Below are 24,960 nucleotides of genomic sequence, written 5' to 3'. Positions count from 1 at the left end.
CGGATGAAGAAATCGACTCGCTTAATCGTTGCTATTTTCCTTGTGGTCATCTTAAGTGTAACGGCTATTGGAGTATGGGCAGCACCTGCCCGTGTTGGAACTGTTCCTGTCCTTTCTGAAAATATCTCGGCAGGGTTATCTGAAGTCGTTAATATCGGTACTGGAACCGTCTCCGTTCAAGCAGATGCTTCTTCCGGCGGATCCATGAATATCGAAAAAATTGCTGATCCATCCACCAAAATTGGACTTCCTCCTGAAGGTTGGGTATTCCTGCTTGATCAGGCGCTCAAGGTTACCATTTCAAATGGTCTCATGAACTCGGTACATATCTGTGTTCCACAAGCCCCGGATATGGTGACAAAAACGACTGTCTTCCATTATTGGAATCCAGAAAATAGTACCTGGACTCCCATCCCGACAGAAGTGACCGGAGAGAATCCCCCTATGATTTGTGGAACAGGTTCTGCCGAGGGGCATTATGCCCTGCTCGGGAAGTAACAGCCAACGTCAGAGTTTTATAATCAAAGTACGCCAGAGAATATCTTCTCTGGCGTTATTCATTTCTCCATCTCATACTGCCCTATTCCACGAAGTCAGTATGGTTCTGATAATAGGAACCGTCTATGGATGTACCCTGGCTCCAGGACTCACCTGGGCAAATGGTGGAACAGATGGCGGAGACCTGATCACCGCAGCGGCAACTCATGGAGTAGCCCACCCCAGCGGATACCCGCTTTATCTCTTGCTTGCAGAATTATTCCAATGGATACCTGCAGGTACCCTGGCATTCAGAACAAATCTGCTTTCGGTTGTTTGTGCAATTACGGCGTCCGTTTTCCTTTACCGTGTGACCTGTCTCATTCTGGATGGCAAACCTTATAACCGGCTGGCTTCCTGGGGATCTGCCCTGCTTTTCGGTTTTTCCCATCTGGTCTGGTCTCAAGCTGTGATTACAGAAGTATATGCTCTACAGACTCTTCTCACAGCCCTCATATTTTACCTTGCGTTTTTCAATAGACAATGGCGTTATCAGGATATTGTGTGTGGTCTGGTTGGCGGACTCGCCCTGGGAAACCACTTGACCTCATTATTGCTGATACCCCTGTTGTTCTGGAAAACAGAAGAATTCGTTCCAGGAACAAAGAGACGGACTTTCTTACGTGCGATCGGGATCTTAATTGGAACCTTGATTTACCTGATTCTTCCCCTGCGTGCCATTCAAAATCCGCCGGTCAGCTGGAACAATCCAACCACCCTCTCATCTCTCTTTCAGTTGATCACCGGTCAGATCTATCAGGGTTATTTTACATTGTTATATCTTCCTGATCGTTTGCGCGGACTGGCAGGTCTGTTTATCGATCAATTTAATGCCATTGGAATGGCCGTTGGATTTTTCTCTCTACTCGGTGGCAGAATTTCTCTACGAAAGAACATTCCCTTATTCTGGGTTTTCCTGTCAAGTTGTTGTTTCGCACTGGTCTATGGTACGTTTGATTCCTATGTTTACGTAATTCCCGCGGTCATGGTTTTTTCCATCTGGATTGCAGGAGGTATTCAGGAAATTGTGGATATTCTTTCCTCCAATCGAAAGCTGAGTCAACCAGCAATTTATCTGGCGCTGTTGCTGGCAATTGCATATCAAATTTTTAGTACGATCCCAACTGTGGATGCCTCCAAAGATGCCCGGGCAGAAACATTTGGGATAGCGGTCATGCAATCTGTTCCTGAAAATTCTCTGGTTTTTACCGGTGATGATGAATCGACGTTTGCTCTTTGGTATTTCCATTTTGCCCTAAAACAGCGACCAGATATCACGGTAATTTCCGCAGACCTCCTCCAGTTTCCCTGGTATCAACGAACTTTGGAATATACCTATCCAGATTTAATTGTTCCTGATTCGGGTTCGTTTACCGTGGAATCCATCCGTCGGAATAACTCCACCCGGCCGTATTATGTCATTGATAATTACCGAAATTACTTAAATATCCTTTCAAAGATCAACTCAAAGAATCAATAATCGGTAGTGAATGCTGATCACATATGATTGCCTTTAAAGGAAAACCGGCGGGATTTTAACCGCCGGTTTACGGGTCTGTTCAACAATAGTAGCGTTTATAGTCCCTGATAAGAGGTATACCAATCTTCTGCCAGGGTATCCATGCTGTAGAAATCTGTATAGGGACGGCCGCAGGTATTGCAGATTTCCTGTAAGTGCCTGACACGTTGAATACCAGTAGTCTTCAGGAATTCAACTCGCTCATCTGCAGGCACTTCCAGAGCTTCCTTCCAGATCGCCCGGCCGGCCAGAATACCACTAGCACCGGCTTTACAGGCGACTTCGGTCTGTTCGGCAAAAACAGGATAGTCAACACCCGCACTTAAAAGCACCCAGGGGACGGCTGATGCCTGACTGACCATCCGGCAAGCCTCTTCCCATTTCGTTTTATCCGGTTGAGCTTTCACATCAACCGGAAATTCACTCTTCAGAATATCACCGCCGATGGATGTCAAATCTGCAGCCGCCTGAACAACTGTGTCAATCCGCTCTTCTGGGCGTAATTTTGGTTCACTCTCACTGGCAGAATAGGTAAGAATCTCTAAAAATAATGGGATATCCAGCTGCTGACAATCATTGGCTACTTTTGCCACAAGGTCTTTCATTGCAGACGCCGTGGTTGATTTCGGGCTGTAATACACCAGCAGTTTGACAGCCGATGCTCCGATCCGTTTGATTCGGTCTGAATTCCAATCCTGCGGCAGGCGGCTGATTCGGGCATGAGATGGACCCTCATACCCGCTGGCTTCTACGGTCAACACCAATCCGCAATTTCCAGGTAATGCGCCATCAGCGATGCAAGGTCCGGCTCCTATCGAAGGATCAAGAAGCACAGCCGTGGATAATGGCGCCAGGATACGTACGACATCTCGTTTGAAAGATACGGCTTCCATATATGGATCAGGTTTTTCAATAAAAACCTTTTTTACCGCCTGACGGTGATCCAGAGCAAGGATGTTGAAAACCGCCCGTTCATTGGCGCATTGATCCAAACCACGTTTCTTACCTAACGATAATTTTTTCATGTACATTCCTTTTTCAAATCAGGATGATGTCAAAAATCATTGCGAAATCCGTCGATTATTTTCGCAAATTCTATCAGTAAACCCACAGGCAGGTGTTTGCCAGTAGAAAACCTGTACGTAGCAAAAAAAGTGTACGGGAAGTACTTCAAAAACCTTCCTGCCTGATTCAGGCAAATGAAAAGAACGCTAGGTCAATCGCCCGGGATTTGTTTCCATCGAATGAAACCAGCGAAAAGTCTCATCCAGATTATTTGATTTGAATGCCAATGATCCAGCGACCACACCATCAACACCCGAAGCCCGCAATTCTGGTACAGTGTTCTCACGAATTCCGCCATCTGCAAAAACTTTGACGACATTCTGTAAACCAAGGGAAAGGATGAGCTTTTTTGTCTGGTTGACCCGTTCATACACAAACGGCGATGGTTTGACACCTTTAATCCCCATCGGAGTCCCCATGATCAGAATCAGGTCAGTCAATTCAAGATACGGTTTGATGGTTTCGATGGGAACATCCAACCCCAACGCCAACCCGCTGGCGGCACCTTTTCGGTGGATGAGATTCAACACTGCAGGAACAATCGGACCATTTTCCATGTGTACAGTCACCAGATCTGCACCGGCTGCTATGAAATCATCCACATGGTTAATGGGATTATCTGTCATCAGGTGAACATGGAATGGCTTTTTCGTCAAAGGGCGCAATCCCGCCACAAGATCGGCAAAGAAAAGAAAACCGGGGACAAAATGTCCATCTGTTACATCGATGTGGTACATGTCAGCATATGGATCGATGCGCTCCATCTCTCTGGCAAAATACTTAAAATCAGCCGACCAAAGAGATGCTTCCACCAATAATCGAGAATCTGGAAGTCGAGTCCATATAGATTCTTTTTTGTGCTCAGTTTCGTTAATATCTTTCAGGATTGGATTATTCAGCACAATTAAACTCCTCATCTTTATCTTGGATCAATAATAAACAAAGCAACTTCGTTTAGAACCATTAATATGTGAATATGATTAATCTATTCCAAGATTAGTAAGATTTTAACCTGTCTTAACCGATCACCAAAATCAATCATAGAATATTTTCCTGTAATGAATTCTCAGAGAACACACTATTCCCTGGCATCACTTAATAAACAGATGCCAGGATTCCACGATTGGACATCGAGAGTATCGATGACAGAATATTCGATAGAATTATAGAAATAAATTCAATACTTGCAGGTACATATTTTAAATATTGATATGGATAATGAATTCATTATCACACTTCAGTTCTTGATTTCCCGATTGGAACGAATATCCGCCGATTCTGTTGTGGCGCATCGGGCCAGCGGAATCAGGGGCGCAATTCTTCGCGCTCTTGAACAAAGTGAAACCGGGAATTTCCCATCGGAAAAGCACGTGAAATATTTGATTGATATGGGATACTCTTTATTGCAAAAGGCGGCAGGTGAGATTGGCCGATAATTCTTCAAAAAATGTTCGATGATTCCGTAAGTGGTTTTTTATATTGAAATGCGAGAGTTGAAAATTTCAGACCACGTTGCATAAAAAAACCATGAAAAATCATAACCAGCCCGTATCTTCATAATTTATTCATATCTGCCAGTTATTATCCGATTACTTCCATTTTTCGAAGAGGTGATTCGGATGTCTTACCAAAATTCACAAATGTCTGCCCAGACTGACCGAAAGAAAATCCATGTTTTTGGAAAAAAGAAAGTCATTTGGCATCAGATAATACGACGCTCTGTTCAGGTAGCTGTATTGGGATTTATTGGATTTCTGGCTATTCAACACGTGGTTGTTGGAGAAAATGGACCTGCAATTACGGCATCTCCTGAGGCGTTTTGTCCTTTTGGCGGACTAGAAACGCTTTATAAATTTATGGCAGAAGGTGGCACATTTGTATCTCATACACACCTTTCAAATGTTGTATTGCTGATTGCAGTACTTTTATCCGCATTTTTGCTCAGGTCATCCTTTTGTGGATGGATATGCCCATTTGGGTTTATTCAAGACTTAATCAGTAATTTCCGGAATTTAATGAGGAAAGTTTTCCCCGCTCTAAATCGCACCATGTTAAGAATCAATATGCTAGGTGCCCGATTTTCCACAATTGACCGGATATTACGATACATAAAGTATCTGGTTCTGGTATGGGCGATCGGTGGTTCTGCTTATTTTGGAACCATGGTTTTTCGAGATTACGATCCATGGGCTGCATTGTTAAATATTGCCGAGTTCTCTTTCACACCCGGGGTCGTAATCTTGACCATCATTGTCATTTCATCATTTTTCATAGACCGCCCCTGGTGCCGTTATGCCTGTCCACTTGGTGCTGTTAGCGGAATCGTAGCCAAAATCAGCCCAACATACCTGATGCGTGACAGAAATACGTGCACCTCCTGCAAAATTTGTACAAAAACCTGCCCGATGGGATTGGAGATTCATTCCGCTAATACGATCAAAAACGCAGATTGTATTGGTTGCCTTGAATGTGTGGGAGCCTGTCCAAGCGAAGGTGCACTGGTAGTCAAAATTGGATCACCTTTTACGGGAAAATAAGGAGAAAAAATGCGCATCAATCCAATTCTCTTCGGTGTGCTGGTTGTTATTGTTTTTTTCGGCTCGATACTTGGATTTCAGGCTGCAGGAATCTGGTCAATTTCCGGTAAAGTATCCGCAAATGGTGAAGCCATCCAACCAATTGCAGGAGATGTAAATTCGATAAAAGGTTGGATGACCCTTGAACAGATCTCTACAACTTTTAACGTACCAATGGAGGAAATTCTTCAAAATTTTGGCCTTCCATCAAATACGCCACCAACCACAGCAATAAAAGACCTTGAAAGTGAGTCATTTGATACAACGGCACTAAAAACCTGGTTAGGACAGAAAAACAATCCGGCTGTCCCAACAACGAAAGAGGACAATTCCAATCCAATTTCATCGTCAGAGGAAACCGCCACCTCAACCATAGACGAAACAACACAACTTGTGCCAGCTGATCAATCCTCATCCAATCGGACAATAACGGGAAAAACAACTTTTCAAGAATTATTGGACTGGGGAATTCCGAAAGAAAAAATCGAGAAGATCATTGAAGCGGAATTGCCTGAACGTTCACTCGTCATCAAAGATTACCTGACATCAAGAGGTGTAGAGTTTTCTACAATAAAAAATCAACTTCAAACTGAATTGAACAAGATAAAATGATTTAGTGGGTCAGTACTTTTATTACTGGCCCTTTTTTTATTAACCAGCCTCAACCGTATGCATAACAAATTTCATGTTTATCCGTCATAATTAACAAGCAATGAACTATCCTGATGAACAAAGTCTCATAAACGGAGCAAAATCGTACGATTTGTCCGTGTTGGGTATGATCTATGACCGATACAGCCCCTTGCTATATCGCTATGCCATGCGTTTGCTTGGTGATGATACTATGGCTGAAGATTGTGTCGCCGAGACTTTTTCTCGATTCTTAAAATCTCTTCAGGCAGGACAAGGACCTAAAGATCATCTTCAGGCCTATCTTTTTCGAATTGCGCACAACCTGATCACAGATGCATATCGAAAACAGGCACCTTTATCTCTAGAACTACATGATTCTTTACCCGATGATGACAGGATGCATCCTGAAAATCAGACAGATGCATTGCTGCAGAAACATCAGATACATCTGGCATTGAAATCTCTGACACCAGATCAACGACTGGTTGTAAGCCTAAGATTTCTTGAAGGTTGGAATCATGAAGAAATATCTGCCGTAATAAAAAAACCTGTTGGAGCTGTCCGGGCATTGCAGCTACGGGCATTAAATAAATTACGTGATCTATTGTTGATGGATAAGAAAGAAAACTCCTATGGATCTAGATGACAAGCGGTTTGAGCAAATCATAAATGAGTTAGACCTCCTAAAAATTGACACTGATCGGGATCCATTGAAAGCTCAAAAAGGGCGGAGAATCTTTCTTCAAGAAGCCGAAAGTTTGAAGAAAACCGTAACAAAAAGGGAGAGTTTGCGTCATAAGGGTTGGATACAAGAAATCCAATCAATGTTATTCGTCCCACGAAAGGAACGCTCCCCTATGGTTACTACTATTTCCACAATTCTTCTGGTTATCTCCATGATTCTTGGCGGTGGTGGTATTACAGTAGCCGCTGCCCAAAATAGTCTTCCGGATGAACCGCTCTACAACCTTAAATTACTGAGTGAAGATGTAAGGTTATGGGCATCTACAGATCCGTTTGTTCAATCAAAACTGGCACTTGATTTTGCCAGCAGACGGGCAGAAGAAATCAATAAAATGCTCAACCAGGCAAGTGTTCCATCTGATGCTGTTCAGATGCGTTATAACAGAGAAATTGATCAGGCTATTCGTTCTGCCCTGAAACTTGATAATGAACAGGCAATTCTCGAGTTGTTCCAGATCAGAAATCAGGTGGAAACTCAGTTGGAATCCATGCAACAGTCTCGTGCAAAAGAAACATCCGAGATGACTCCCATAATGGAACAGACTCGCGTCATGTTGCGGCAATATTTATCCTTGCTCGATAATGGACTCACAAATCCTGATCAATTACGAGATCAATTGCGCCTGCAAGATCAAGATCAATTGCGTGAACAAGACCAGGATCAATTGCGTGAACGTGATCGTGACCGTGATCAGACAGGTACAGATGTTCCCACAATTGTGGTCTCTCCTGAAACGACCGCAGTACAAAACCAGGCTGGTTTGCCAACTGAGATTTCAACTCAGAGCAATGGTAATGGATCGGGAGGTGGTTCTGGAAATTGCCTGAACTGTACTTCCACACCAAATTCACAAAACAAGAATGGTCCAAATATCGAGACTACTCAAATGCCAACAATGGGAAACGGTCAAAATAATAATTGGATGAATACCGCAACACCGTATTCAGGAAACACATTACAACAACCAAATTATCAAAACAACAATCCTGCTCAAGATAATTCTTCCGGCCAATCCGGATCAGGTTCATCAGGAAAATCTAACGGTAAACATTAAAACTTATTGGTAGATAAATAGAAAACAGGAGTCTGGAAATTCTTAGACTCCTGTTTTGTTTTTGTTCATCAAATGTTCTAAAAATAAGTTTGTGGTAATTGAAGAATTCGATCCAGACCAGGTCAGACTATTGTTGGATAGACTTCACGCCCAACAAGTCATTATAGATTGGCATTAGAAGTGAAAAAGAATTTGCCTTCATTCTATTGAAAGACGGACGAATAAACAACAAAGTTCTATTGTTCTACCAATCGCCCCATATCGGATACAGTATATCCAGGGAGTTTGAGTACCGCCTTTTTAAACTCTGGATCTTGAGTCAGATCAAATAATGGATCCAATAAGTGATTTTCAAGAACAGTATTGGGGATGACGAGCTGATATTGTTCTGTATACAGCGGAATAAAATCCAATTCCAGTGCATTGGCGGCAGCGGTTATTCCCATACCGCAATCTGCCCGTCCTGATTTTACGGCGGCGGCCACTGCCAGATGGGTGTATTCTTCCTGTGCATATCCTGAAATTCTCTCTGCCGATAACCCAAGTTTTCCTAATTGGTAATCCAGCAGTACACGGGTTCCAGAGCCGCGCTGCCGGTTTACATAGGAAATATCCGATCGTTCCAAATCTTTCAGTGACAGAATATTTTTGGGATTTCCTTTTTGAACAATCAATCCCTGCTCACGCCCCACCCAGTTGAAGACAGATACCGGTGTATCCGGCAAATATTGGTTTATATACGATTTGTTATAAACCCCTGTCTCCGGGTCAAGCAGATGCGATCCGGCGAAATGAGCTTCGCCACGGCGCAGAGCCACCAACCCACCCTGGCTGCCTACATTAACAGACACCAGTCTGCGCTCCCTTTGGGCCAGAAATTGTGCCAGAATATCCAGAGTCAGATCATGAGAACCAATGGCGAAAATCGTCTGGTCAATTTCTTTCAGGCTTCGGTACAGCTTCACCTGCACATCATCTCCAGCTTCAAGACCTTGAATCCCTCTGGGGACAAGTGCGATGCCATCTGCGTGTACCAGGGTATTGATCATACCGGCACCTTTGGCCAGAGGAGCCGCCAGTACCTGCCCGTTTACCCGGCCGACAGCCACACGCATAAAATCATCGTCACCCTGGGGTGAGTTTACTTTACGGGTGATTTTTGCAGTAATGACAGGTTCCTGAGAGGGATCCTTCCTTCCTAGCCATAAAGTCAGCAAGGGTTGTACAAATATCTCTCCTGTCAACGCAGCAGAAACCGGGTATCCCGGCACGCCTATGATCGGAATCTTAGAGTTATCTTTGCGGGTAATCATCCCGAGGATAACCGGGTGCCCCGGCCTGACGGCCACACCGTGTACAAGGACTGTTCCCAATTTTTCGGTCACATGCACAGAAAAATCTTCCGATCCCGCCGATGATCCGGCATTCAATAAAATCAAATCATGGTCTCTGGCAGCCTCTTCTACACGCTGACAAATGGCATCAAAATTATCAATGGTGATTGGAAAGCGGTCTGCCTTTCCACCCCACTGATTCACCTGAGCTCCCAGAACCACAGAGTTGAACTCGATGATATCCCCGGCTTTCAGGTCACTGCCAATGGGAACCAATTCGGTACCCGTTGGCAAAATGGCCACTCGTGGCACCCGGGCGACTTTCAGACTCGTTTGACCCGAAGCAGCCAGAGCCCCAAGGTCCACCGGACGAAGAGTCTGCCCGGCGGGTATGACCAACTCGGTCGCCACTATATCTTCACCCATTGGCCGCACATGACTCCAGGGAGTAATGGCAGCCCGGATGCGGATGGAATAAGGATGCCTCGGTTCGGTGCTGATATGACCAGTGTCATCCAACGGTTCAACATTTTCAATCGGAATGACGGCATTGGCCCATTGCGGCAATGGATCACCCGTGTCTACATAGACTGCCTGTTCCTCATACCGTAATTGAACCGGGTTTGATGGGGCGGCTCCCAGAGAATTTTCTGCCCGAATGGCAAAACCATCCATGGCGGAAGCGTGATAATGCGGACTGGAAATCCGAGCCCAGACCGATTCTGCCAGAACCCGCCCGGCCGCTTTTTCATCAAGCGGAATTTCTTCCTGTCCTAAAACTCCCCACAGGCCGGCGTTTTTCAATTCCTGTTGAAAACGTGATTTTGCTTCTGTTAATGGAATATCGTGAAGGTAGATGCTCATATGCCTCTAAAAGAATAATACCTGAACCATATCACCAGCATTCAATCCATTGGCATCGGCTGGAATAACCATCAATCCATCTGCCTTTACCAGATTAAAGATAAGGTTGCTCTTGAAAAAGATCGGTTCTGCCTGGTAAATACCATCTTCCATTGTAAGTTTGACTGGAATGTAATCTTCTCTGCCCGCCAGAGATGCAAAATTGATAGTCAACCGGGCGGCGATTTGCTTCTTAATGATGGTTGTTTGTAAACATTGCATACGTTCTAAAAGTGCTGGCAAGAATAACCAGGCGATTACCAGAGCGCTTACCGGATTTCCTGGCAAGCCAATGACAGGTTTTCCATCACAGACCGCCAGTATGGCCGGTTTGCCCGGTTTAATATTGATCCCATGAACGATGACGCCGGGTTTTCCGGCTTCCTGGATGACTTTTGAGGTCATATCCCGCGCGCTGGCAGATGATCCGGCGGTGATCATGACAACATCACATTCCGACAAAGCCGAATGGAGAACTTTCTGCAATTCAGCGGGTCTGTCTGGAACAATGCCATAACGGATGGCTTCTCCGCCATGTTCCTTCACCAATGCTTCCAGTGAATATGTATTTATGTCTCTTACCTGGGCAATGGTTGGCGTTGACTCTGGTGGAACAACCTCATCGCCGGTTGAAATAAGGCCAACTTTCGGCTTCCAGGCTGCTTTGATGGTTTGAATTCCAAAAGCCATCAAACCACCAATTTCTGCCGGTCGAATTCTTGTTCCAGCAGGAATCACTACCTCGCCCTGCCGGACGTCTTCTCCAACCTGGATGATATTTTCCAACGGGGCAACCGCCCGGCAGACCTCTATTTCATCAGACCGACTGGATTGGGTATGTTCCAGCATTACCACAGCATCGGCGCCTTCTGGTAGCATGCCACCGGTATGGATGAGCATCGCTGTGCCGGCAACTAACATTCTATCTGGCTGACGGCCCATCAGGATTTCTCCCGTGAGTTTTATGTAACATGGAAGACTGTCACTTGCGCCATATGTATCTTTTGCCATCACAGCATAGCCGTCTACCGTACTTTTTGAAAACGAAGGCATTGGATGAAGAGCTTTTATATCTTCGGCTGTCACCCGTCCCAGTCCATCTGTTGTTTTGATTTCTTCATACTTTGGAAACGAAAAAGGAATGTTTTCGAACCAAAGATTAAGGGCATTTTGAGGTGTTAGGAGCTTAAGAAACTCAGGCATGATCTATCCATCAAATTAATAATAAGAGGATCACAATTAACAAGAAACGTAGAAATATTATACGCCATTCGATTGCCTGAACGATTGGCGGATAGGCTATAAATTTGATGGTATTTATGCAGATTTCTACGCATTAGAAATATCAAGGTTCATACCACAAATAATTGCCTGGAGTAGTTTTGGAAGGTAGTGCTCGTAATATGATCAAGTGAAAGTACAAGAAATTGGCACCGGTGCGGTCAACTTTTATAGTAATTATGACCACAAATAGAGAGAAACGATTGTATCCATCATCAAAAAAGATTCAGTCAAAACCCTGAGATGGAAGGTCGGCGAAGATGTATATGCCGAATTTTAAAATTCTAACGTTATGGCAGTCATGGATTAGCCCAATGTTTTTCAACGGCCGGATGTAGAATGATCTATTCAGTTAGTTATTTAGACGGTGAACGATATAATGGAATGATGAAACGTTCAACCTCTATCACAGAGACAGAAAAGATCGCAGAACTTGAACGACGCCAGATTGTCGCTGCCAGCTTGAGAGAAACACTGGCAGTTCTTAATACCAATCTATCATTAGAGAAATTACTGAATTACATCGTCAACCAGGCTTGTCCACTTCTCAATGCAGATGCCGCAGCGATATACCACCTTCAAATGAATGGTATGCTGACCATTCAGGCACTTGTTGGACTCTCTAATGAATACATTGAGTATGGAAACATTCCTTTGGGTAAATTTGCCACAGGGAATGCGGCATTAACCAAAAAACCGATTTTCGTACCCAATACCCGTCTATTGAGTGAAGAAACCGGCGTTTCAGAAGATCTTATTGAAGCGATGAACAGGCTTTCATCTCAATTTTCTTCCCTTCTATCCATTCCTATTGAGATTCGGGAAGAAAACTACGGCTCTCTGACACTTTATTATCTCAATGAACATCACATAACCGAAGAAGAGATATCGCTGGCGAAAGATTTTTCCATCCAGGCTGCCCTGGCCATAGATAATGCCCGATTACGCATGCGTATCGAGCAGGATGCCGTGGCCGAAGAACGGAATCGTCTGGCGCGTGAATTGCATGATTCTGTCACCCAAAATCTGTTTTCTGCCAGCCTGATAGCTGAAACACTACCCATTATTATGGAAAGGAACCCACAAAAAGGGTTAGAAGGATTAAGTGAACTTCAATTATTGACCCGGGGAGCCCTGGCAGAGATGAGGTCTTTATTGCTTGAATTGCGTCCTCATGCTCTTGAAGAAACTCCTCTTGACGATTTGCTGCGCCAATTGGTCGAAACCGCTTCGGGACGATTACGCAAACCCGTGACCCTGGATATTAAAGGACAGGCGTTTCTGCCGGTCGAGGTCCGGCTCACGTTCTATCGAATAACCCAGGAAGCTCTGAATAATATCTTCAAGCATGCAGAAGCCGAAAACATTGAGATTCTCTTGAGAATTACTCCGCATATTGAAGACGGAACCTGCCAAAATGCCATTCTGCATATCAAGGATGACGGATGCGGATTCAGAGATTTGCCTGATTCGGCCATGCATCTCGGATTCAACATCATGCGGGAAAGAGCGCAAAGCATTGGTGCGGTTCTGGAAATTGACAGTAAGGTGAACTGCGGAACGACTATTCAATTGGAATGGAATGATACCCAGAAGGAGAAAAATGGCTCAGGATAAATCGATCAAGATCATGATCGTAGACGACCATGCCATGGTCCGCAGCGGTTTGCGCATGTTCCTTATGGCTTTTGACGATCTAGAACTGGCCGGTGAAGCACCCAACGGGAATGAAGCCGTGAAACTGGCAGAAAAGATCAGGCCAGACGTAATCCTTATGGACCTGATCATGCCGGGTATGGATGGTTTGCATGCCGCATACGAATTACATCAAAAACATCCGGAAATAAAAGTGATTGCGCTGACCAGCTTCAGCGATCCGCAATTAATCCATGATGCCATTGAAGCTGGAGTATCGGGTTATCTATTCAAAAATACATCCGCGAATGAGTTGGCCAATGCCATCAGAGCTGTGCATGCAGGGAACACGATCTTTTCTCCGGATGTCACACAATTATTAATGAATGCCGGTGACAGGAAAAATCAGATAGATTTTGACCTTACCAGCCGCGAGATGGACGTGCTTCGGCTCATGGTCAATGGAAAAAATAACCAGGATATCAGCGACATACTGACCCTCAGTCTCTCAACGACGAAATTCCATGTCTCTAATATCCTGTCTAAGATGAATGCCCACAATCGCAGTGAAGCAATATCATTGGCAATCAAACATCGTCTGGTAGATATATCTGAATAAAAGGTTCTTAATGGTAAGGGTTATTATTGCTCATCACGATCCATCCATCCGGCTTGCACTGGAATTGTTCTTGCAAGCGCAAACTGAAATCGAGATTGTTTCAGAAGTACGACGAGTAGGTGAATTGCTGCGAGATGCTTCATTGGTTGAACCCGATATGATCATCCTTGCCTGGGACCTTCCAGATTTTGGTAAATTCAGCCTTTCCAGCCATCTAATAAAAACTACCGGAATTCTTTCAAAGAATCAGGTCAAAGGAGTGGTAATCCGTTCACTCCATAACCTTCCATCCAATCCGGTTATTGTTGTCACCGGAAATACGCAAGAAGATAGATTTGCTGTTTTATATGCCGGAGCAGATGAATATATCTATCATGGTGATGAACCCTCACGACTTTTGCATCTTATTAATGCATTGAAAGTATAGAAAGATATTTCCTATACTTAAGTATAGGAAATATATACCCGTTCCCGTCTTAAGACCAGTATTGTACTATCCTCTAAGTTGGTGTGTTAGCAAAGAGATTTTTGTATACTCATATAGCAATTTATTCTATGAAGGAGGTTTGTCAATGGCGAAGTTGATCATGATCCATCCTGACAAGTGCACGGGTTGCAAAAATTGTGTTGTAGCCTGCAGCTATGCCAAAGAAAAGCAATTCCGGCCTGCTGCTGCTCGTGTACATGTCTACTCATGGGAACGTGAAGGCATCTCTGTCCCCATGATGTGCCAGCAATGCAATGATGCACCCTGTGCCAGCGTCTGTCCTACAGGAGCCATGCACCGCGTTACCGGTTCAACACTTATCGAATATGATGCCAGCAAATGCATCCGCTGCCGGATGTGTGTTCAGGCATGCCCGTTTGGCAATGCCGTATACGACAGTGTGACAGATTCGATTTTGAAATGCGATACCTGCGATGATAATCCGAGTTGCGTGGCTGCCTGCCCTGTTCATGCAATTGAATATGTAGAAGAAAATGTGGCTACACGTTCAAGGAAGAAAGCTTTTGCCCAGAAATTTAAAGAAGCTTTCCAGGAGGTGGCATAATGTACGGTTGGACTGGCATTATTCTTCGAGTAAATCTCACAACCGGTGAGATTAAAAAAGAACCCACCAATTTGCAGGATGCAAAATTATTCATTGGCGCACGTGGACTGGCCAGCAAAATTTTAACAGATGAGATTGATCCCAAAATCGATCCCTTAAGCGCCGAGAATAAATTGATCTTCGCCCCCGGCCCTCTTTCTGGCACCATGGCGCCCTCAATGGGCCGCTATGATGTGGTCTGCAAAGCCCCGTTGACCGGCCTTCTGGCGGCATCCAATTCCGGTGGTTCATTTGGACCTGAAATTAAATTTGCCGGATATGACCTGGTCATCGTCGAAGGTGCAGCCAAGAAACCTGTTTACCTTTGGATCAATGATGATAACGTTGAAATCCGCGATGCCTCTGAAATCTGGGGCAAGAACGTTCCCGATACAACCGAAGCCCTTCGCGCTGCAACGGATGAAGATGCAAAAGTTGCCTGTATCGGCCCTGCCGGTGAAAAGAAGGTCCTGTTTGCCTCTATTATGAATGAAATGCATCGCGCTGCCGGTCGTTCTGGTGTCGGTGCTGTAATGGGCTCCAAGAATTTGAAAGCGGTTGTCGTTGTTGGAACCAAACCCATAGCCGTAGCCGATCCTGAAGCTTTTGAAAAAGCTGTTATGGTGGCCCGCAAGAAAATCACCGAACATCCTGTGGGTGGAACCGGCCTCCGTGTTTATGGCACAGACGTATTGACCAACATTTTGAACAGCGTTGGCTCATTACCGACCCGCAATTTCCATGAAGGGTATTTCCCGAATGCCGATAAATTTGGCGGAGAAAGTCTCACAGCCAAGTACCTTACCCGGCCGCGCGGTTGTTTCTCCTGCATTATCTCCTGCGGTCGCGCTACCAAAGTAACCAATCCGAAATACGCTGGTGAAGGCGAAGGCCCGGAATATGAAACAGCGTGGGGGTTCGGCTCCGATTGCGGTATCGATAACATGGATGCTGTCGTCAAAGCCAACTTTATCTGCAATGAACTCGGCCTGGATACCATCACTATGGCAACGACCATCGCCTGCGCTATGGATCTGTATGAAAGCGGGTTCATAACAGGAAAAGATACGGGCGGTTTGGCTGTCAAATTTGGCGATGCCGATACTATGCTCAAACTTGTCGAAATGACAGCAAATCGCGAAGGTTTCGGCGATCAACTGGCAGAAGGATCTTTCCGCCTGGCCACCCGGTATGGACATCCAGAATATTCTATGTCAGCCAAAAAACAGGAAATGCCGGCCTACGATCCCCGCGGTATTCAGGGTATTGGTCTGCATTACGCCACCAGCAACCGCGGCGGCTGCCATGTTCGCGGCTACACCATCTCACCGGAAGTTCTTGGTGTGCCTTTCAAAGTTGACCAGCATGCTACCGAAGGCAAACCTCAACTGGTGATCACCTTCCAAAACCTGACTGCTGCCCTGGATTCGACCGGTTCTTGCCTGTTTACCACCTTCGGTATCGGTGCAGAAGAATTGGCCGCCTTGCTTTCAGCTGTTACCGGTGTTACCTACACGGTAGACGATTTCATGAAAGCCGGCGATCGTATCTGGAACCTGGAACGCCTCTTTGGTTTGAAATCAGCTATTACCGGCAAAGATGACCGTCTGCCGGATCGCATGTCCAAAGAACCCATTCCAGCCGGTCCATCTAAAGGCGAAATCAGCCATCTGGACAAAATGCTTCCCGAGTACTACACTCTACGCGGTTGGGATTCGAAAGGTGTACCCACACCTGAAAAACTCCACGACCTGTCTTTGGCGTAGAATAACGATATGAACAACTTTCCACCCCCCTCGAATCCTATTTTTGAGGGGGGTGGAGTCATTTCATTTATATGGTAGATGCATGCAAATCAAATATTTCGCCACATTGCGTGATATAACCCGTGTTTCAGAAGAACACATCTCCGTTCCAGAACAAACGTTGGAGGAACTCATTCAGTTTCTCTGCGCCAGGTATGGACGATCTTTTGCCAAATGGGTTTCCTGCGAAGATGGCGGATTTGGCAGCCTGAGCATCTTTCTCATCAATGGTACGGATTACAGAAGTCTAGATGGGCTTCAAACCCGACTCAAGGATAGCGATGTTATATCGCTTTTCCCACCGATTGCCGGTGGATAAACAAAAATTCAAAAAACAGGTATCCGATTTTGTATTGAGATACCCGGGGAGTGTGTAGTGAACGCTCTGGCAGGCTTTTCTCTGGTAATTTTACTGGGAGGAGTTGTGGTATTGTTTTTATCCGGCAGATTCCTCTCCACCAAAGCGAAAGGATGGCTGGCATTTGTTACCGGTCTACTTGCTCTGGGAAGCATCCTTTGGATGGCTCCTTCTATCATCAACGGTCAAACTGTTGAATTAAACCTCTTTCCATGGCAAGCGGAATCTCCCTTCTTGCTCTATTTTGATGGATTGAGTCTCGTATTCAGTTTAATGGCAGCTGGAATTGGCAGCGCCATTTTGGTCTATTGTATTGATTATATGAAGCATGAAACAGGTACAACCCGTTTCTATATGCTCATGCTCACTTTTATTGCCGGGCTTATCGGTCTGGTCAGCGCCCGCAGCCTGATTATGGTTTACCTGTGCTGGGAAGTCATTGGCCTGTGCTCGTATTTTCTGGTCGGTTTCTGGTACAGTGAAACCGTTGCCGTAAACGGTGCCCGGAAAGTTCTGGTTATGACCCACATTCCGGGTTATGCCCTTTTACTGGCCATTCTACTTCTATATAAAGATGCTGGCACATTCATTTGGACAGATCCGGCCATTGCAGCGCATTTTACCACCGGTATTTTCCTGCTGATCCTTATTGCCGCCATGGCGAAATCGGTTATGTTCCCCATTCACACATGGATCCCGGAAGCCATGAATGCCCCCACACCTGTTTCGGCATTGCTGCATTCCGCCTGTTATGTCAAAGCCGGTGTATACCTGGTTGCCCGCATGTATTCCATTTCACCCTGGCAGCCTTCTTGGAATACCATCTTGCTGGTTGTAGGATGTGCCACCATGATCGTTGGAGCGTTGTTTGCCCTGGCACAGACTGACCTTAAGCGGCTGTTGGCGTTTTCCACCATCAGCCAACTCGGGTACATCATGACAGCGTTCGGCATTGGCACCCCTTTCGGAGCGCTGGCCGGGGTATTCTACGTTTTCAGTCACGGGCTCTTTAAAGGAACCCTCTTCCTGTGTGCGGGTGCCGTCCAACATGCTGCCGGTACCCGCGATATGCGCCTTCTGGGCGGCATGGCCAAACAGATGCCCCGTACAGCCCTGATCTGGTTAATCGCTGCCGGGGCAATCATCGGTGTTCCTTTGACCAACGGATTCGTAGCCAAGTGGCTGCTCTATGACGCTGCTCTGGAATCAGGTGCCTGGGTGGTAGTGATCATCGCCTGGCTGGTTTCCACTTTCACCGCTTTTTATATCTTGAAAGCAACCGTCAGCGTCTTCTACGGTGAACCATCTGACTATTTGAAAGATAGAAAAATCGAAGAAGCGTCTACAGGTATGCTGACGGGAATGGGCATTCTGGCCGGTTTCAGCCTGCTCTTTGGTATCGCTCCCCAGTTGCTGGTCAACTGGCTGGCTAAACCTGCCATGACAGCCATGAAATTTGAGGCATCCCAATCCATGACGTTTCTCGGCTTCCACATGGATCAATCCGGTGCTCCGGTAACGGCAGGCGCTGTTCTGGCGATTTCTGCCCTTCTTGTTGTCTGGATCATCTTCGCCATGCGAAAGCCTTCACCCAAAGGTGTTTCAACCTTTACCGGTGGCGATCCGTTGCCTGAAGGAAATACACTCAACACCATCGATTTTTCGGAATTCACCGAAGATGTTTTTGCTCCTGCACTCACAGCATTAAATCCCGACCCGGTTTACACCGGTATATGGCAGGGAATATATAAATTCAGCCAACAGATCAGAAAACTGGCAGAGAACCTGGAGAAATCGCCGGTTGGTTTGATCCTTGGGGCAGCCGTTATTCTGGCGGTTGTCATCTGGCTGGTATAGGCGGAGGCTGAAATGGCATTAAAAGAACTTACAGGTCTCGATTGGCAAATTGCCTTTACAGCCGTTTCGGTACTCTTGTTAGTAGCGGCTGAACTATATGCATCTCGAATAAATCAGGGGAAACATTTTCTATGGATGGCACCAACGGCCACAGTATTAATTCTAGCCGGTATATGGGTACCATCCACAATGGGACGAACTCTGGCACTAGACGCTGCCGCCCTGTTATTGGCCTGGTTTGTCTGGCAGCAAGATAAGCAGGCAGGCCGATTATTCCTCCTCGCGGTTATCGTGGGTTCAATACTGGCCGCCATCGGCATGGTTATGGGCGGCCTGTTTGGCAGTGAAGCCGCGGCTGCGCCGGTTGGAACAATGCTCAAACTGGTAATCAGCCTCATCTTGATCGGCTTTGCCATCAAACTGGCTGTTATTCCCTTTGCCTTCTGGTTGGCCCCCATGGCTGAAAAATCCACAGCCATGACGGCTGTTCTGGTCATCAGTCTGCTGGATATGGCAGAATTTGGTGAACTGGCTTTGTTGCGTGTGGAAGCTCCCTGGATATTCAATTCTGTCCAGTGGATTTGGATCACTCTGGCGTTGATCAGTATGTTTGGCGGCGCCCTGCTGGCACTGGCACAGACGAATATCCGCCGCATGCTGGCATTTTCCACTATTGATGATATTGGCTATCTATTGCTGGGATTGGCGGCTGGAACAACAGGCGGAGCGCTTGGTGCTTTGATCGGCGCCCTGTCTCACAGCCTCTGCAAGTTCCTCCTGTTTGGCGCCGTTGGAGTGGCGGAAAAAGATCTGAAACACCCTGTCACTCTGGAGGATCGCGGATTGTCAACGCGCCACCCCGTTGCCGGAGCCGCCTTTATTGCCGGAGCGCTGGGCATGATTGGTGTTCCTCCGCTTATGGGCTTCCTCGGCCGCTGGCGTTTGTATTTTGCCGGAGTAGAAGTTGGCGGCCTTACACTTGGAATTGGCATGGCACTGGCCACTGCTCTGGCTTTGTTGTATTACGTCAGGGCAATTCATCGCGTCTGGCTCGGCAAGCCAGCTGTTGAAACCAAAAAAGCTGTCAAAGACGACTCTCTGGTTGGAATAATCTTCATTATGCTGATCATCTTGATGATCGTAGCTTGCCTGTTTCCAGCATTACTGCCAGGAATGGGCGGGAGGTAATTCATGAGCAATATCTTCTCACGCCTGATACAAACATCACGCAGACGGTCTCCCTGGGTTTACAGGATCAATGCTGGCTCCTGCAATGGTTGTGACATAGAAGTGGCACCCTGCTTCAGCCCGCGCTATGACGGCGAACAGATCGGGGCTGTCTTACAGGGAAGCCCTAAACACACCGATATTTTATTGATTTCCGGCCCTATTACACTCCGTACTCAGGAAATGGTCAAAGATGTTTATCAACAGATACCGTCACCCAAGGCGGTCATTGCCCTGGGTTCCTGCCCTGCCAGCGGCAATGTATTTCATGGCAGTCCAACGATTGTAGGGTCGGCAGAAGCCGTCATTCCGGTGGATCTGTATGTTCCCGGCTGCCCTCCCCGGCCGCAGGCAATTCTGGAAGCCATCCAGAAGGCCTCTGTCATGCTGGAAAAAGGAGAAACGCGCAGCCAACGGGAGGTGAGCCATGAATAACTGGTGGATTAATGCCATCCTGGCCCTGTTATTCTGGCCGGGTCTTTTAAGTGGTGCGCTGTTTGGCTGGTTCCTGCTCTGGATGAGCCGCAAATTTATTGCCCGGCTGCAGGGCCGACAAGGGCCTCCGTTCTATCAACCTTTCTTCGATTTTTGGAAACTTATCGGGAAGAAAACCATCATTCCCAACGGGGTTAATCCGGTTCTGTTCTACGCCCTGCCGATCATTGGCTTGATCTCGATTATCTTCGCGCTGGCCTTGCTGCCCGTCCCCGGCAGTTCGGGTATTTCCTTTGAAGGTGATCTTGTCTTGCTGATCTATCTCATTGAAATGCCAGTCTTGATGGATGTAATTGCCGGATATGTGACCCGATCTGTCTATGCCCAGGTTGGCGCTACCCGCGAAGCGATCCTGACGATTGCCTACAACCTTCCCTTCCTTGGAGCATTGATCGCACTGGCTGTCCGCCTGCATTCGTTCAAACTTGCCACGTTTGCTGCCGCTCCGATCTCAATCGCGACTATCCTTGCTGCCGTTGCCCTGTTTGTTGCGTTGCTGGCGCAATTGAAAGTCAACCCGTTCTCCATCCCCAACGCCGAACAAGAAATTGTAGCCGGTATCCATGTGGAATATAACGGTCTCCCTCTGGCTTTATTTGAATTGACACACGCTCTGGAAACTTCGCTGCTGGTTGGATTGATTTCCATCCTGTTCATCGGACCGTTTACCTCCATCTGGATGAAACTGCTCATTTTCTTTGTTGTTGCGGTAGTCGTAATCTTGTTGACAAATATTACAGCTGCCGGAACAGCCCGCCTGAAAGTGCAGCATGCGTTCAAGTTCTACTGGACCTGGGGTATTGCAGCCACCGTACTGGTTGTTGCAGCAGCCCTGATCCTCTGATAGGAAGCGCTGATTATGAACATACTTCAGATCATATTCAAAAACGCGGGAAAACAATCCCGCACCCGTAAACCGGTTGACAGGGTTCCCTTTCCGGTAGATTTCAGGGGTGAACTTACCCATGATGCTCTGCAATGCACTCTGTGTGGAACCTGCACGTATGTCTGCTCTCCGGCAGCCATCGAGATAACCCGTGATGAAGGTGATATGGGCTACTGGGATTATGATGCCGGCCGGTGTACCTTCTGCGGCCGATGTGTGGAGTATTGCCCCACAAAAGCCCTGACGTTTCTACAAAACTCGGCTCCGATTGTAAGCATGCGTTCATTGGAAAGAACCAGTCATGTTGTTGAATACCAGCATTGCACCCGCTGCGGCGCCACAATCATCCCAATACCACATGAAACCTTGATCCGTCTGTACCATTCAGAAGAAGCAGCAAAGAAAGCAACTGAAGTACATAACCTGTGCGAAAAATGCCGTAATAGACTGCACAGTCAGATTCTGAAATCCGGTATCAGCGGCAGTAAGGATTAATGGTGGAGGCAATAATGGATGATCGTATAATCAAATTGATGGAACAAACCGGCCTTGAAAAACCGGAAGAACGGATCGACGGCATCTGGTTCGCCTCACAAACGATTGACCGGCAGAAACTGGCAGATTCTGTTCACAAATTAGAATTGCGGCTTTCTACAGCCACCTGTCTGGAACGAGGAGACGGCGAATTCGATGTTCTCTATCACTTCGTTCACGGATCGCTGGCATTAAACATCCGCGTCACAACAAAAAACCAGCACCTGCCCTCTCTGGCCGCATTCCTGCCATCTGCCAGTTGGATCGAACGCGAGATGAACGATCTCTATGCCGTTGAATTTGACGGACATCCGGATCCGCGTCCTCTGGTGCGTCCGGCTCAGGTGCCTGCAGGATTTTTCCGCAAATCGGTAGCTGAGTCTTTGTTGAAAGAAAGCGAGGCGAAATAATATGCCTTACAAACTTCCTTTAGGTCCGCTGCATCCGGCTTTTGAAGAACCCTATAAATTGACTCTCTCCTGCAAGGGTGAAATCGTTGAAGATGCCCAGGTGGAAGTGGGTTTTGTGATGCGCTCCATCGAACTTCTGGCACAGCGCCGCAACTATATCCGCGATCTTGTGCTGGTGGAGCATGTCTGCGGTATCTGCTCAAATGTACATGCCAGCACGATGGCGATGGCCGTCGAGAAGATTGGCGGCATCACAGTACCCGACCGCGCCCGGTACATCCGCACCATCATGGGTGAGCTTGAACGTCTGCATTCCCATTTGCTCTGGGCGGGTATCGGTGCGGAAGACATCGGGTATCACAGCATGTTCATGGAGATTTATTTCCTGCGCGAACGCGTGATGGATATCCTCGAAGCCATTTCCGGGAACAGGGTCAACTATGGAATGATCTCACTGGGCGGTGTCACCCGTGATATCACCGATCCAAAAAGTATTCTGGCCATGGCAGAGGAAATCAAGAAAGGCCTGGAGAAAGTAGTTATTCCGATTTTCACCCAGGACAAAACCATCATCGCCCGAACCAAAGGGATCGGCACCTTATCAAAAGACGATGCTCTGATGTACGGAACTGTTGGCCCGCTGGCCCGAGCTTCCGGTATTGAGGAAGATATCCGCGAATCCTTCCCGTATGCTGCCTATGACGACCTCGGATTCAAGAAAGTGGTTCTCGATTCCTGCGATGTGCAGGCCCGTGTGGTGGTACGTGCACTGGAGATGATGGAATCCATCCGTCTGATCGAAGAAGCCCTGAAGAACTTGCCTTCCGGTCCCATCCGCCCGGAACAGGTCCCATTGACCATTCCTGATGGGGAAGCGACTGCCCGGTCAGAAGCTCCGCGCGGTGAAGTTTTCTACTATGTGAAATCGAACGGTACGGATACGCCCGCGCGTGTGAAAATTCGTACACCATCTTTTGTAAACATCCCCTCCATCCGTGCGATGGTAAAAGGGCAATATCTGGCAGATATGCCGCTCATCCAGGCTTCCATTGATCCATGCTGCTCCTGCACAGATCGGTAATACTTTATCTGCTTCTTTGAAACCTGACCGGCTTTTTGCCCAAAGTTGACCATAAAAACACCCGGAATCTGTTGATATCATTATTTCAACAGGTTCCGGGTGTAACGTCCCGGTATTCCCTTCGTATAATAAACACATTGAGATGATTTTACGATTGAAAGTGAATTAAGTATGAGCGCGACTTTCACACAGGATGAGATTTATCGGTATTCCCGTCATTTGATGATCCCGGAAGTTGGGCTTGACGGTCAGCGAAAACTCAAGGAAACCTCGATGTTGCTGGTGGGTGCAGGCGGATTGGGTTCACCGGCAGCCTTTTATCTGGCCGCCGCCGGTGTTGGCCGCATCGGTCTGGTGGATGATGATGTGGTGGATGCCTCCAATTTGCAGCGTCAGATACTGCACGATACCGCCCATGTCGGTGAGCTTAAGGCGGAATCAGGAAAAGAAAAACTGTTGGCTCTAAATCCATACATTGAAGTGAATGCCATCAGCACCTGCTTCAATTCCGAATCGGCCGCCGGGATCGCCAGAGATTATGACATCATCCTGGATTGCACGGATAATTTTGCCACACGTTATCTGATCAATGACCTGTGTGTTTTAACAGGCAAACCGGAAGTATACGGAGCAATCTACCGTTTTGAAGGTCAGGTCAGCGTGTTTGACTCCCGCCGCGGTCCCTGTTACCGCTGCCTTTTCCCAACGCTGCCCCCACCCGAGCTATCCCCCAGTTGTTCGGATGCCGGTGTCTTTGGGATTTTACCCGGTGTGATCGGCACCATGATGGCCACAGAAGCGATAAAACTCGCCCTGGGGATAGGATCTCCACTGGTCGGCCAATTGATGATTTACGATGCATTGGAGACTTCCTTCCAACGGATTGCCTTCCCTAAACAGGCAAATTGTGAAGTATGCGGGCAAACACCGTCCATCAAATCACTGTTAGATTCAACACAATCTTGCGGTGATGCCACCCTTTTCTCGTTATCGCCTGATGAAAGGATCACACCATCCGATCTGGCTGAAGCTCTGCAAAAACCAGTACCCCCTCTTCTGTTGGATGTCCGGTCACCTGTTGAACAACAGATTTCCTCTCTGGAGAATGCTGTCAACATTCCGCTGGAACAATTATCTGACCGGCTGGATGAATTGGACAGGCAAAAGGAGATTGTTGTCTTTTGCCGCACAGGCAGACGGTCAGCGCGGGCTGTTGAGATTTTACATTCCGCCGGTTTTCCCCGTGTAAAAAACCTGACTGGCGGGATCAATGCCTGGGTATCGCAATACCAGCCGGGTGCATTTCAGTATTAGG

General features: G+C 46.9%; 25 protein-coding genes. 21 read left to right on the top strand and 4 right to left on the bottom strand.

The features are described 5' to 3' along the window. Nucleotides 1–3: 3 nt before the first annotated feature. Together LTAR_RS04555 and LTAR_RS04550 are read left to right on the top strand one after the other, a co-directional pair. Nucleotides 4–498 carry a hypothetical protein gene (locus tag LTAR_RS04555; protein ID WP_062420984.1) on the top strand — a complete coding sequence of 165 codons (495 nt, stop codon included), beginning with the start codon at nt 4–6 and terminating at the stop codon, nt 496–498. A 100-nt stretch (nt 499–598) separates the two neighbouring features. Continuing rightward, nucleotides 599–2,017, top strand: coding sequence for a glycosyltransferase family 117 protein (locus LTAR_RS04550; RefSeq protein WP_062420983.1), 1,419 nt, complete (start codon nt 599–601; stop codon nt 2,015–2,017). A 95-nt stretch (nt 2,018–2,112) separates the two neighbouring features. Here the strand turns inward: LTAR_RS04550 and LTAR_RS04545 are convergent, their stop codons facing one another. Beyond that, entirely contained in the window at nt 2,113–3,081 is a 969-nt protein-coding gene (locus tag LTAR_RS04545) for a tagatose 1,6-diphosphate aldolase (protein ID WP_062420982.1), read from the bottom strand. Nucleotides 3,082–3,267: 186 nt separating this feature from the next. After that, complete coding sequence (locus tag LTAR_RS04540; RefSeq protein ID WP_158423384.1) at nt 3,268–4,023, bottom strand: ribulose-phosphate 3-epimerase; 756 nt, start codon at nt 4,021–4,023, stop codon at nt 3,268–3,270. A 309-nt stretch (nt 4,024–4,332) separates the two neighbouring features. Between LTAR_RS04540 and LTAR_RS04535 the strand changes: the two genes are divergently transcribed. The 5 genes from LTAR_RS04535 to LTAR_RS04515 all read left to right on the top strand — a co-directional run bounded on the left by LTAR_RS04535 (nt 4,333) and on the right by LTAR_RS04515 (nt 8,129). Continuing rightward, nucleotides 4,333–4,557, top strand: a complete 225-nt coding sequence (locus tag LTAR_RS04535; RefSeq protein WP_062531931.1) for a hypothetical protein — start codon at nt 4,333–4,335, stop codon at nt 4,555–4,557. Between the two features lie 183 nt (nt 4,558–4,740). Further along, nucleotides 4,741–5,658: a 4Fe-4S binding protein gene (locus tag LTAR_RS04530; protein WP_062420980.1), complete on the top strand. Its 918-nt coding sequence runs from the start codon at nt 4,741–4,743 to the stop codon at nt 5,656–5,658. A gap of 9 nt (nt 5,659–5,667) precedes the next feature. Next, nucleotides 5,668–6,309: a hypothetical protein gene (locus LTAR_RS04525; RefSeq protein ID WP_062420979.1), complete on the top strand. Its 642-nt coding sequence runs from the start codon at nt 5,668–5,670 to the stop codon at nt 6,307–6,309. Nucleotides 6,310–6,475: 166 nt separating this feature from the next. Further along, the gene (locus LTAR_RS04520) at nt 6,476–6,976 is read left to right on the top strand and encodes an RNA polymerase sigma factor (protein ID WP_062420978.1); all 501 of its coding nucleotides are present in this window, start codon (nt 6,476–6,478) and stop codon (nt 6,974–6,976) included. Continuing rightward, on the top strand, nt 6,963–8,129 hold the full coding sequence (locus LTAR_RS04515; RefSeq protein ID WP_062420977.1) for a DUF5667 domain-containing protein: 1,167 nt from the start codon (nt 6,963–6,965) through the stop codon (nt 8,127–8,129). Before LTAR_RS04520 ends, LTAR_RS04515 begins: the two co-directional genes overlap by 14 nt. Nucleotides 8,130–8,365: 236 nt before the next feature. On the opposite strand, the gene LTAR_RS04510 is transcribed toward LTAR_RS04515, so the two are convergent. Next, nucleotides 8,366–10,327 carry a molybdopterin biosynthesis protein gene (locus LTAR_RS04510; RefSeq protein WP_062420976.1) on the bottom strand — a complete coding sequence of 654 codons (1,962 nt, stop codon included), beginning with the start codon at nt 10,325–10,327 and terminating at the stop codon, nt 8,366–8,368. Between the two features lie 6 nt (nt 10,328–10,333). Further along, nucleotides 10,334–11,569, bottom strand: a complete 1,236-nt coding sequence (locus LTAR_RS04505; protein WP_062420975.1) for a molybdopterin molybdotransferase MoeA — start codon at nt 11,567–11,569, stop codon at nt 10,334–10,336. 417 nt (nt 11,570–11,986) lie between these two features. Here LTAR_RS04505 and LTAR_RS04500 point away from each other — a divergent pair, with 417 nt between their 5' ends. The 14 genes from LTAR_RS04500 (at nt 11,987) to moeB (ending at nt 24,959) form a co-directional block, all read left to right on the top strand. Then, complete coding sequence (locus LTAR_RS04500) at nt 11,987–13,264, top strand: GAF domain-containing sensor histidine kinase (protein WP_062420974.1); 1,278 nt, start codon at nt 11,987–11,989, stop codon at nt 13,262–13,264. Continuing rightward, nucleotides 13,251–13,901, top strand: a complete 651-nt coding sequence (locus LTAR_RS04495; RefSeq protein WP_201775938.1) for a response regulator transcription factor — start codon at nt 13,251–13,253, stop codon at nt 13,899–13,901. The genes LTAR_RS04500 and LTAR_RS04495 overlap by 14 nt, the downstream gene beginning before the upstream one ends. Before the next feature lie 10 nt (nt 13,902–13,911). Then, nucleotides 13,912–14,328 carry a response regulator gene (locus tag LTAR_RS04490; protein ID WP_062420973.1) on the top strand — a complete coding sequence of 139 codons (417 nt, stop codon included), beginning with the start codon at nt 13,912–13,914 and terminating at the stop codon, nt 14,326–14,328. A 145-nt stretch (nt 14,329–14,473) separates the two neighbouring features. Then, nucleotides 14,474–14,953 (top strand): 4Fe-4S dicluster domain-containing protein, encoded by a 480-nt coding sequence (locus tag LTAR_RS04485; RefSeq protein WP_062420972.1) that lies wholly within the window; start codon nt 14,474–14,476, stop codon nt 14,951–14,953. Beyond that, nucleotides 14,953–16,758, top strand: coding sequence for an aldehyde ferredoxin oxidoreductase family protein (locus LTAR_RS04480; protein ID WP_062420971.1), 1,806 nt, complete (start codon nt 14,953–14,955; stop codon nt 16,756–16,758). Before LTAR_RS04485 ends, LTAR_RS04480 begins: the two co-directional genes overlap by 1 nt. An 82-nt stretch (nt 16,759–16,840) precedes the next feature. After that, nucleotides 16,841–17,116 carry a MoaD/ThiS family protein gene (locus LTAR_RS04475; protein WP_062420970.1) on the top strand — a complete coding sequence of 92 codons (276 nt, stop codon included), beginning with the start codon at nt 16,841–16,843 and terminating at the stop codon, nt 17,114–17,116. Between the two features lie 57 nt (nt 17,117–17,173). Then, on the top strand, nt 17,174–19,012 hold the full coding sequence (locus tag LTAR_RS04470; protein ID WP_201775937.1) for an NADH-quinone oxidoreductase subunit 5 family protein: 1,839 nt from the start codon (nt 17,174–17,176) through the stop codon (nt 19,010–19,012). Nucleotides 19,013–19,024: 12 nt separating this feature from the next. Then, entirely contained in the window at nt 19,025–20,200 is a 1,176-nt protein-coding gene (locus LTAR_RS04465) for a proton-conducting transporter transmembrane domain-containing protein (protein ID WP_062420969.1), read from the top strand. Between the two features lie 3 nt (nt 20,201–20,203). Further along, the gene (locus LTAR_RS04460; protein WP_062420968.1) at nt 20,204–20,674 is read left to right on the top strand and encodes an NADH-quinone oxidoreductase subunit B family protein; all 471 of its coding nucleotides are present in this window, start codon (nt 20,204–20,206) and stop codon (nt 20,672–20,674) included. Continuing rightward, nucleotides 20,667–21,578 (top strand): respiratory chain complex I subunit 1 family protein, encoded by a 912-nt coding sequence (locus LTAR_RS04455; protein WP_062420967.1) that lies wholly within the window; start codon nt 20,667–20,669, stop codon nt 21,576–21,578. Before LTAR_RS04460 ends, LTAR_RS04455 begins: the two co-directional genes overlap by 8 nt. Nucleotides 21,579–21,593: 15 nt before the next feature. After that, nucleotides 21,594–22,115 (top strand): 4Fe-4S binding protein, encoded by a 522-nt coding sequence (locus tag LTAR_RS04450; RefSeq protein ID WP_062420966.1) that lies wholly within the window; start codon nt 21,594–21,596, stop codon nt 22,113–22,115. Nucleotides 22,116–22,129: 14 nt separating this feature from the next. Beyond that, on the top strand, nt 22,130–22,564 hold the full coding sequence (locus LTAR_RS04445) for an NADH-quinone oxidoreductase subunit C (protein ID WP_062420965.1): 435 nt from the start codon (nt 22,130–22,132) through the stop codon (nt 22,562–22,564). 1 nt (nt 22,565) lies between these two features. Then, nucleotides 22,566–23,645 carry a hydrogenase large subunit gene (locus LTAR_RS04440; RefSeq protein WP_062420964.1) on the top strand — a complete coding sequence of 360 codons (1,080 nt, stop codon included), beginning with the start codon at nt 22,566–22,568 and terminating at the stop codon, nt 23,643–23,645. Between the two features lie 171 nt (nt 23,646–23,816). Beyond that, complete coding sequence (gene moeB, locus LTAR_RS04435; RefSeq protein ID WP_062420963.1) at nt 23,817–24,959, top strand: molybdopterin-synthase adenylyltransferase MoeB; 1,143 nt, start codon at nt 23,817–23,819, stop codon at nt 24,957–24,959. Nucleotide 24,960 lies beyond the last annotated feature (1 nt).

This window comes from Leptolinea tardivitalis (genome assembly GCF_001050275.1).
GTDB classification, from domain to species: Bacteria; Chloroflexota; Anaerolineae; order Anaerolineales; family Anaerolineaceae; genus Leptolinea; species Leptolinea tardivitalis.
Note: the sequence above shows the minus strand (reverse complement) of the source record. Positions and strands in the feature narration are given on the sequence as shown.

What these genes read in the sequence shown, in the direction of transcription:
- moeB (WP_062420963.1), top strand. Translation starts at nt 23,817, where the DNA reads ATGAGCGCGACTTTCACACAGGATGAGATTTATCGGTATTCCCGTCAT.
- LTAR_RS04500 (WP_062420974.1), top strand. Translation starts at nt 11,987, where the DNA reads ATGATCTATTCAGTTAGTTATTTAGACGGTGAACGATATAATGGAATG.
- LTAR_RS04465 (WP_062420969.1), top strand. Translation starts at nt 19,025, where the DNA reads ATGGCATTAAAAGAACTTACAGGTCTCGATTGGCAAATTGCCTTTACA.
- LTAR_RS04520 (WP_062420978.1), top strand. Translation starts at nt 6,476, where the DNA reads ATGATCTATGACCGATACAGCCCCTTGCTATATCGCTATGCCATGCGT.
- LTAR_RS04450 (WP_062420966.1), top strand. Translation starts at nt 21,594, where the DNA reads ATGAACATACTTCAGATCATATTCAAAAACGCGGGAAAACAATCCCGC.
- LTAR_RS04490 (WP_062420973.1), top strand. Translation starts at nt 13,912, where the DNA reads ATGGTAAGGGTTATTATTGCTCATCACGATCCATCCATCCGGCTTGCA.
- LTAR_RS04455 (WP_062420967.1), top strand. Translation starts at nt 20,667, where the DNA reads ATGAATAACTGGTGGATTAATGCCATCCTGGCCCTGTTATTCTGGCCG.
- LTAR_RS04515 (WP_062420977.1), top strand. Translation starts at nt 6,963, where the DNA reads ATGGATCTAGATGACAAGCGGTTTGAGCAAATCATAAATGAGTTAGAC.
- LTAR_RS04460 (WP_062420968.1), top strand. Translation starts at nt 20,204, where the DNA reads ATGAGCAATATCTTCTCACGCCTGATACAAACATCACGCAGACGGTCT.
- LTAR_RS04495 (WP_201775938.1), top strand. Translation starts at nt 13,251, where the DNA reads ATGGCTCAGGATAAATCGATCAAGATCATGATCGTAGACGACCATGCC.
- LTAR_RS04535 (WP_062531931.1), top strand. Translation starts at nt 4,333, where the DNA reads ATGGATAATGAATTCATTATCACACTTCAGTTCTTGATTTCCCGATTG.
- LTAR_RS04530 (WP_062420980.1), top strand. Translation starts at nt 4,741, where the DNA reads ATGTCTTACCAAAATTCACAAATGTCTGCCCAGACTGACCGAAAGAAA.
- LTAR_RS04485 (WP_062420972.1), top strand. Translation starts at nt 14,474, where the DNA reads ATGGCGAAGTTGATCATGATCCATCCTGACAAGTGCACGGGTTGCAAA.
- LTAR_RS04480 (WP_062420971.1), top strand. Translation starts at nt 14,953, where the DNA reads ATGTACGGTTGGACTGGCATTATTCTTCGAGTAAATCTCACAACCGGT.
- LTAR_RS04555 (WP_062420984.1), top strand. Translation starts at nt 4, where the DNA reads ATGAAGAAATCGACTCGCTTAATCGTTGCTATTTTCCTTGTGGTCATC.
- LTAR_RS04440 (WP_062420964.1), top strand. Translation starts at nt 22,566, where the DNA reads ATGCCTTACAAACTTCCTTTAGGTCCGCTGCATCCGGCTTTTGAAGAA.
- LTAR_RS04445 (WP_062420965.1), top strand. Translation starts at nt 22,130, where the DNA reads ATGGATGATCGTATAATCAAATTGATGGAACAAACCGGCCTTGAAAAA.
- LTAR_RS04525 (WP_062420979.1), top strand. Translation starts at nt 5,668, where the DNA reads ATGCGCATCAATCCAATTCTCTTCGGTGTGCTGGTTGTTATTGTTTTT.
- LTAR_RS04475 (WP_062420970.1), top strand. Translation starts at nt 16,841, where the DNA reads ATGCAAATCAAATATTTCGCCACATTGCGTGATATAACCCGTGTTTCA.
- LTAR_RS04545 (WP_062420982.1), bottom strand. Translation starts at nt 3,081, where the DNA reads ATGAAAAAATTATCGTTAGGTAAGAAACGTGGTTTGGATCAATGCGCC.
- LTAR_RS04550 (WP_062420983.1), top strand. Translation starts at nt 599, where the DNA reads ATGGTTCTGATAATAGGAACCGTCTATGGATGTACCCTGGCTCCAGGA.
- LTAR_RS04510 (WP_062420976.1), bottom strand. Translation starts at nt 10,327, where the DNA reads ATGAGCATCTACCTTCACGATATTCCATTAACAGAAGCAAAATCACGT.
- LTAR_RS04505 (WP_062420975.1), bottom strand. Translation starts at nt 11,569, where the DNA reads ATGCCTGAGTTTCTTAAGCTCCTAACACCTCAAAATGCCCTTAATCTT.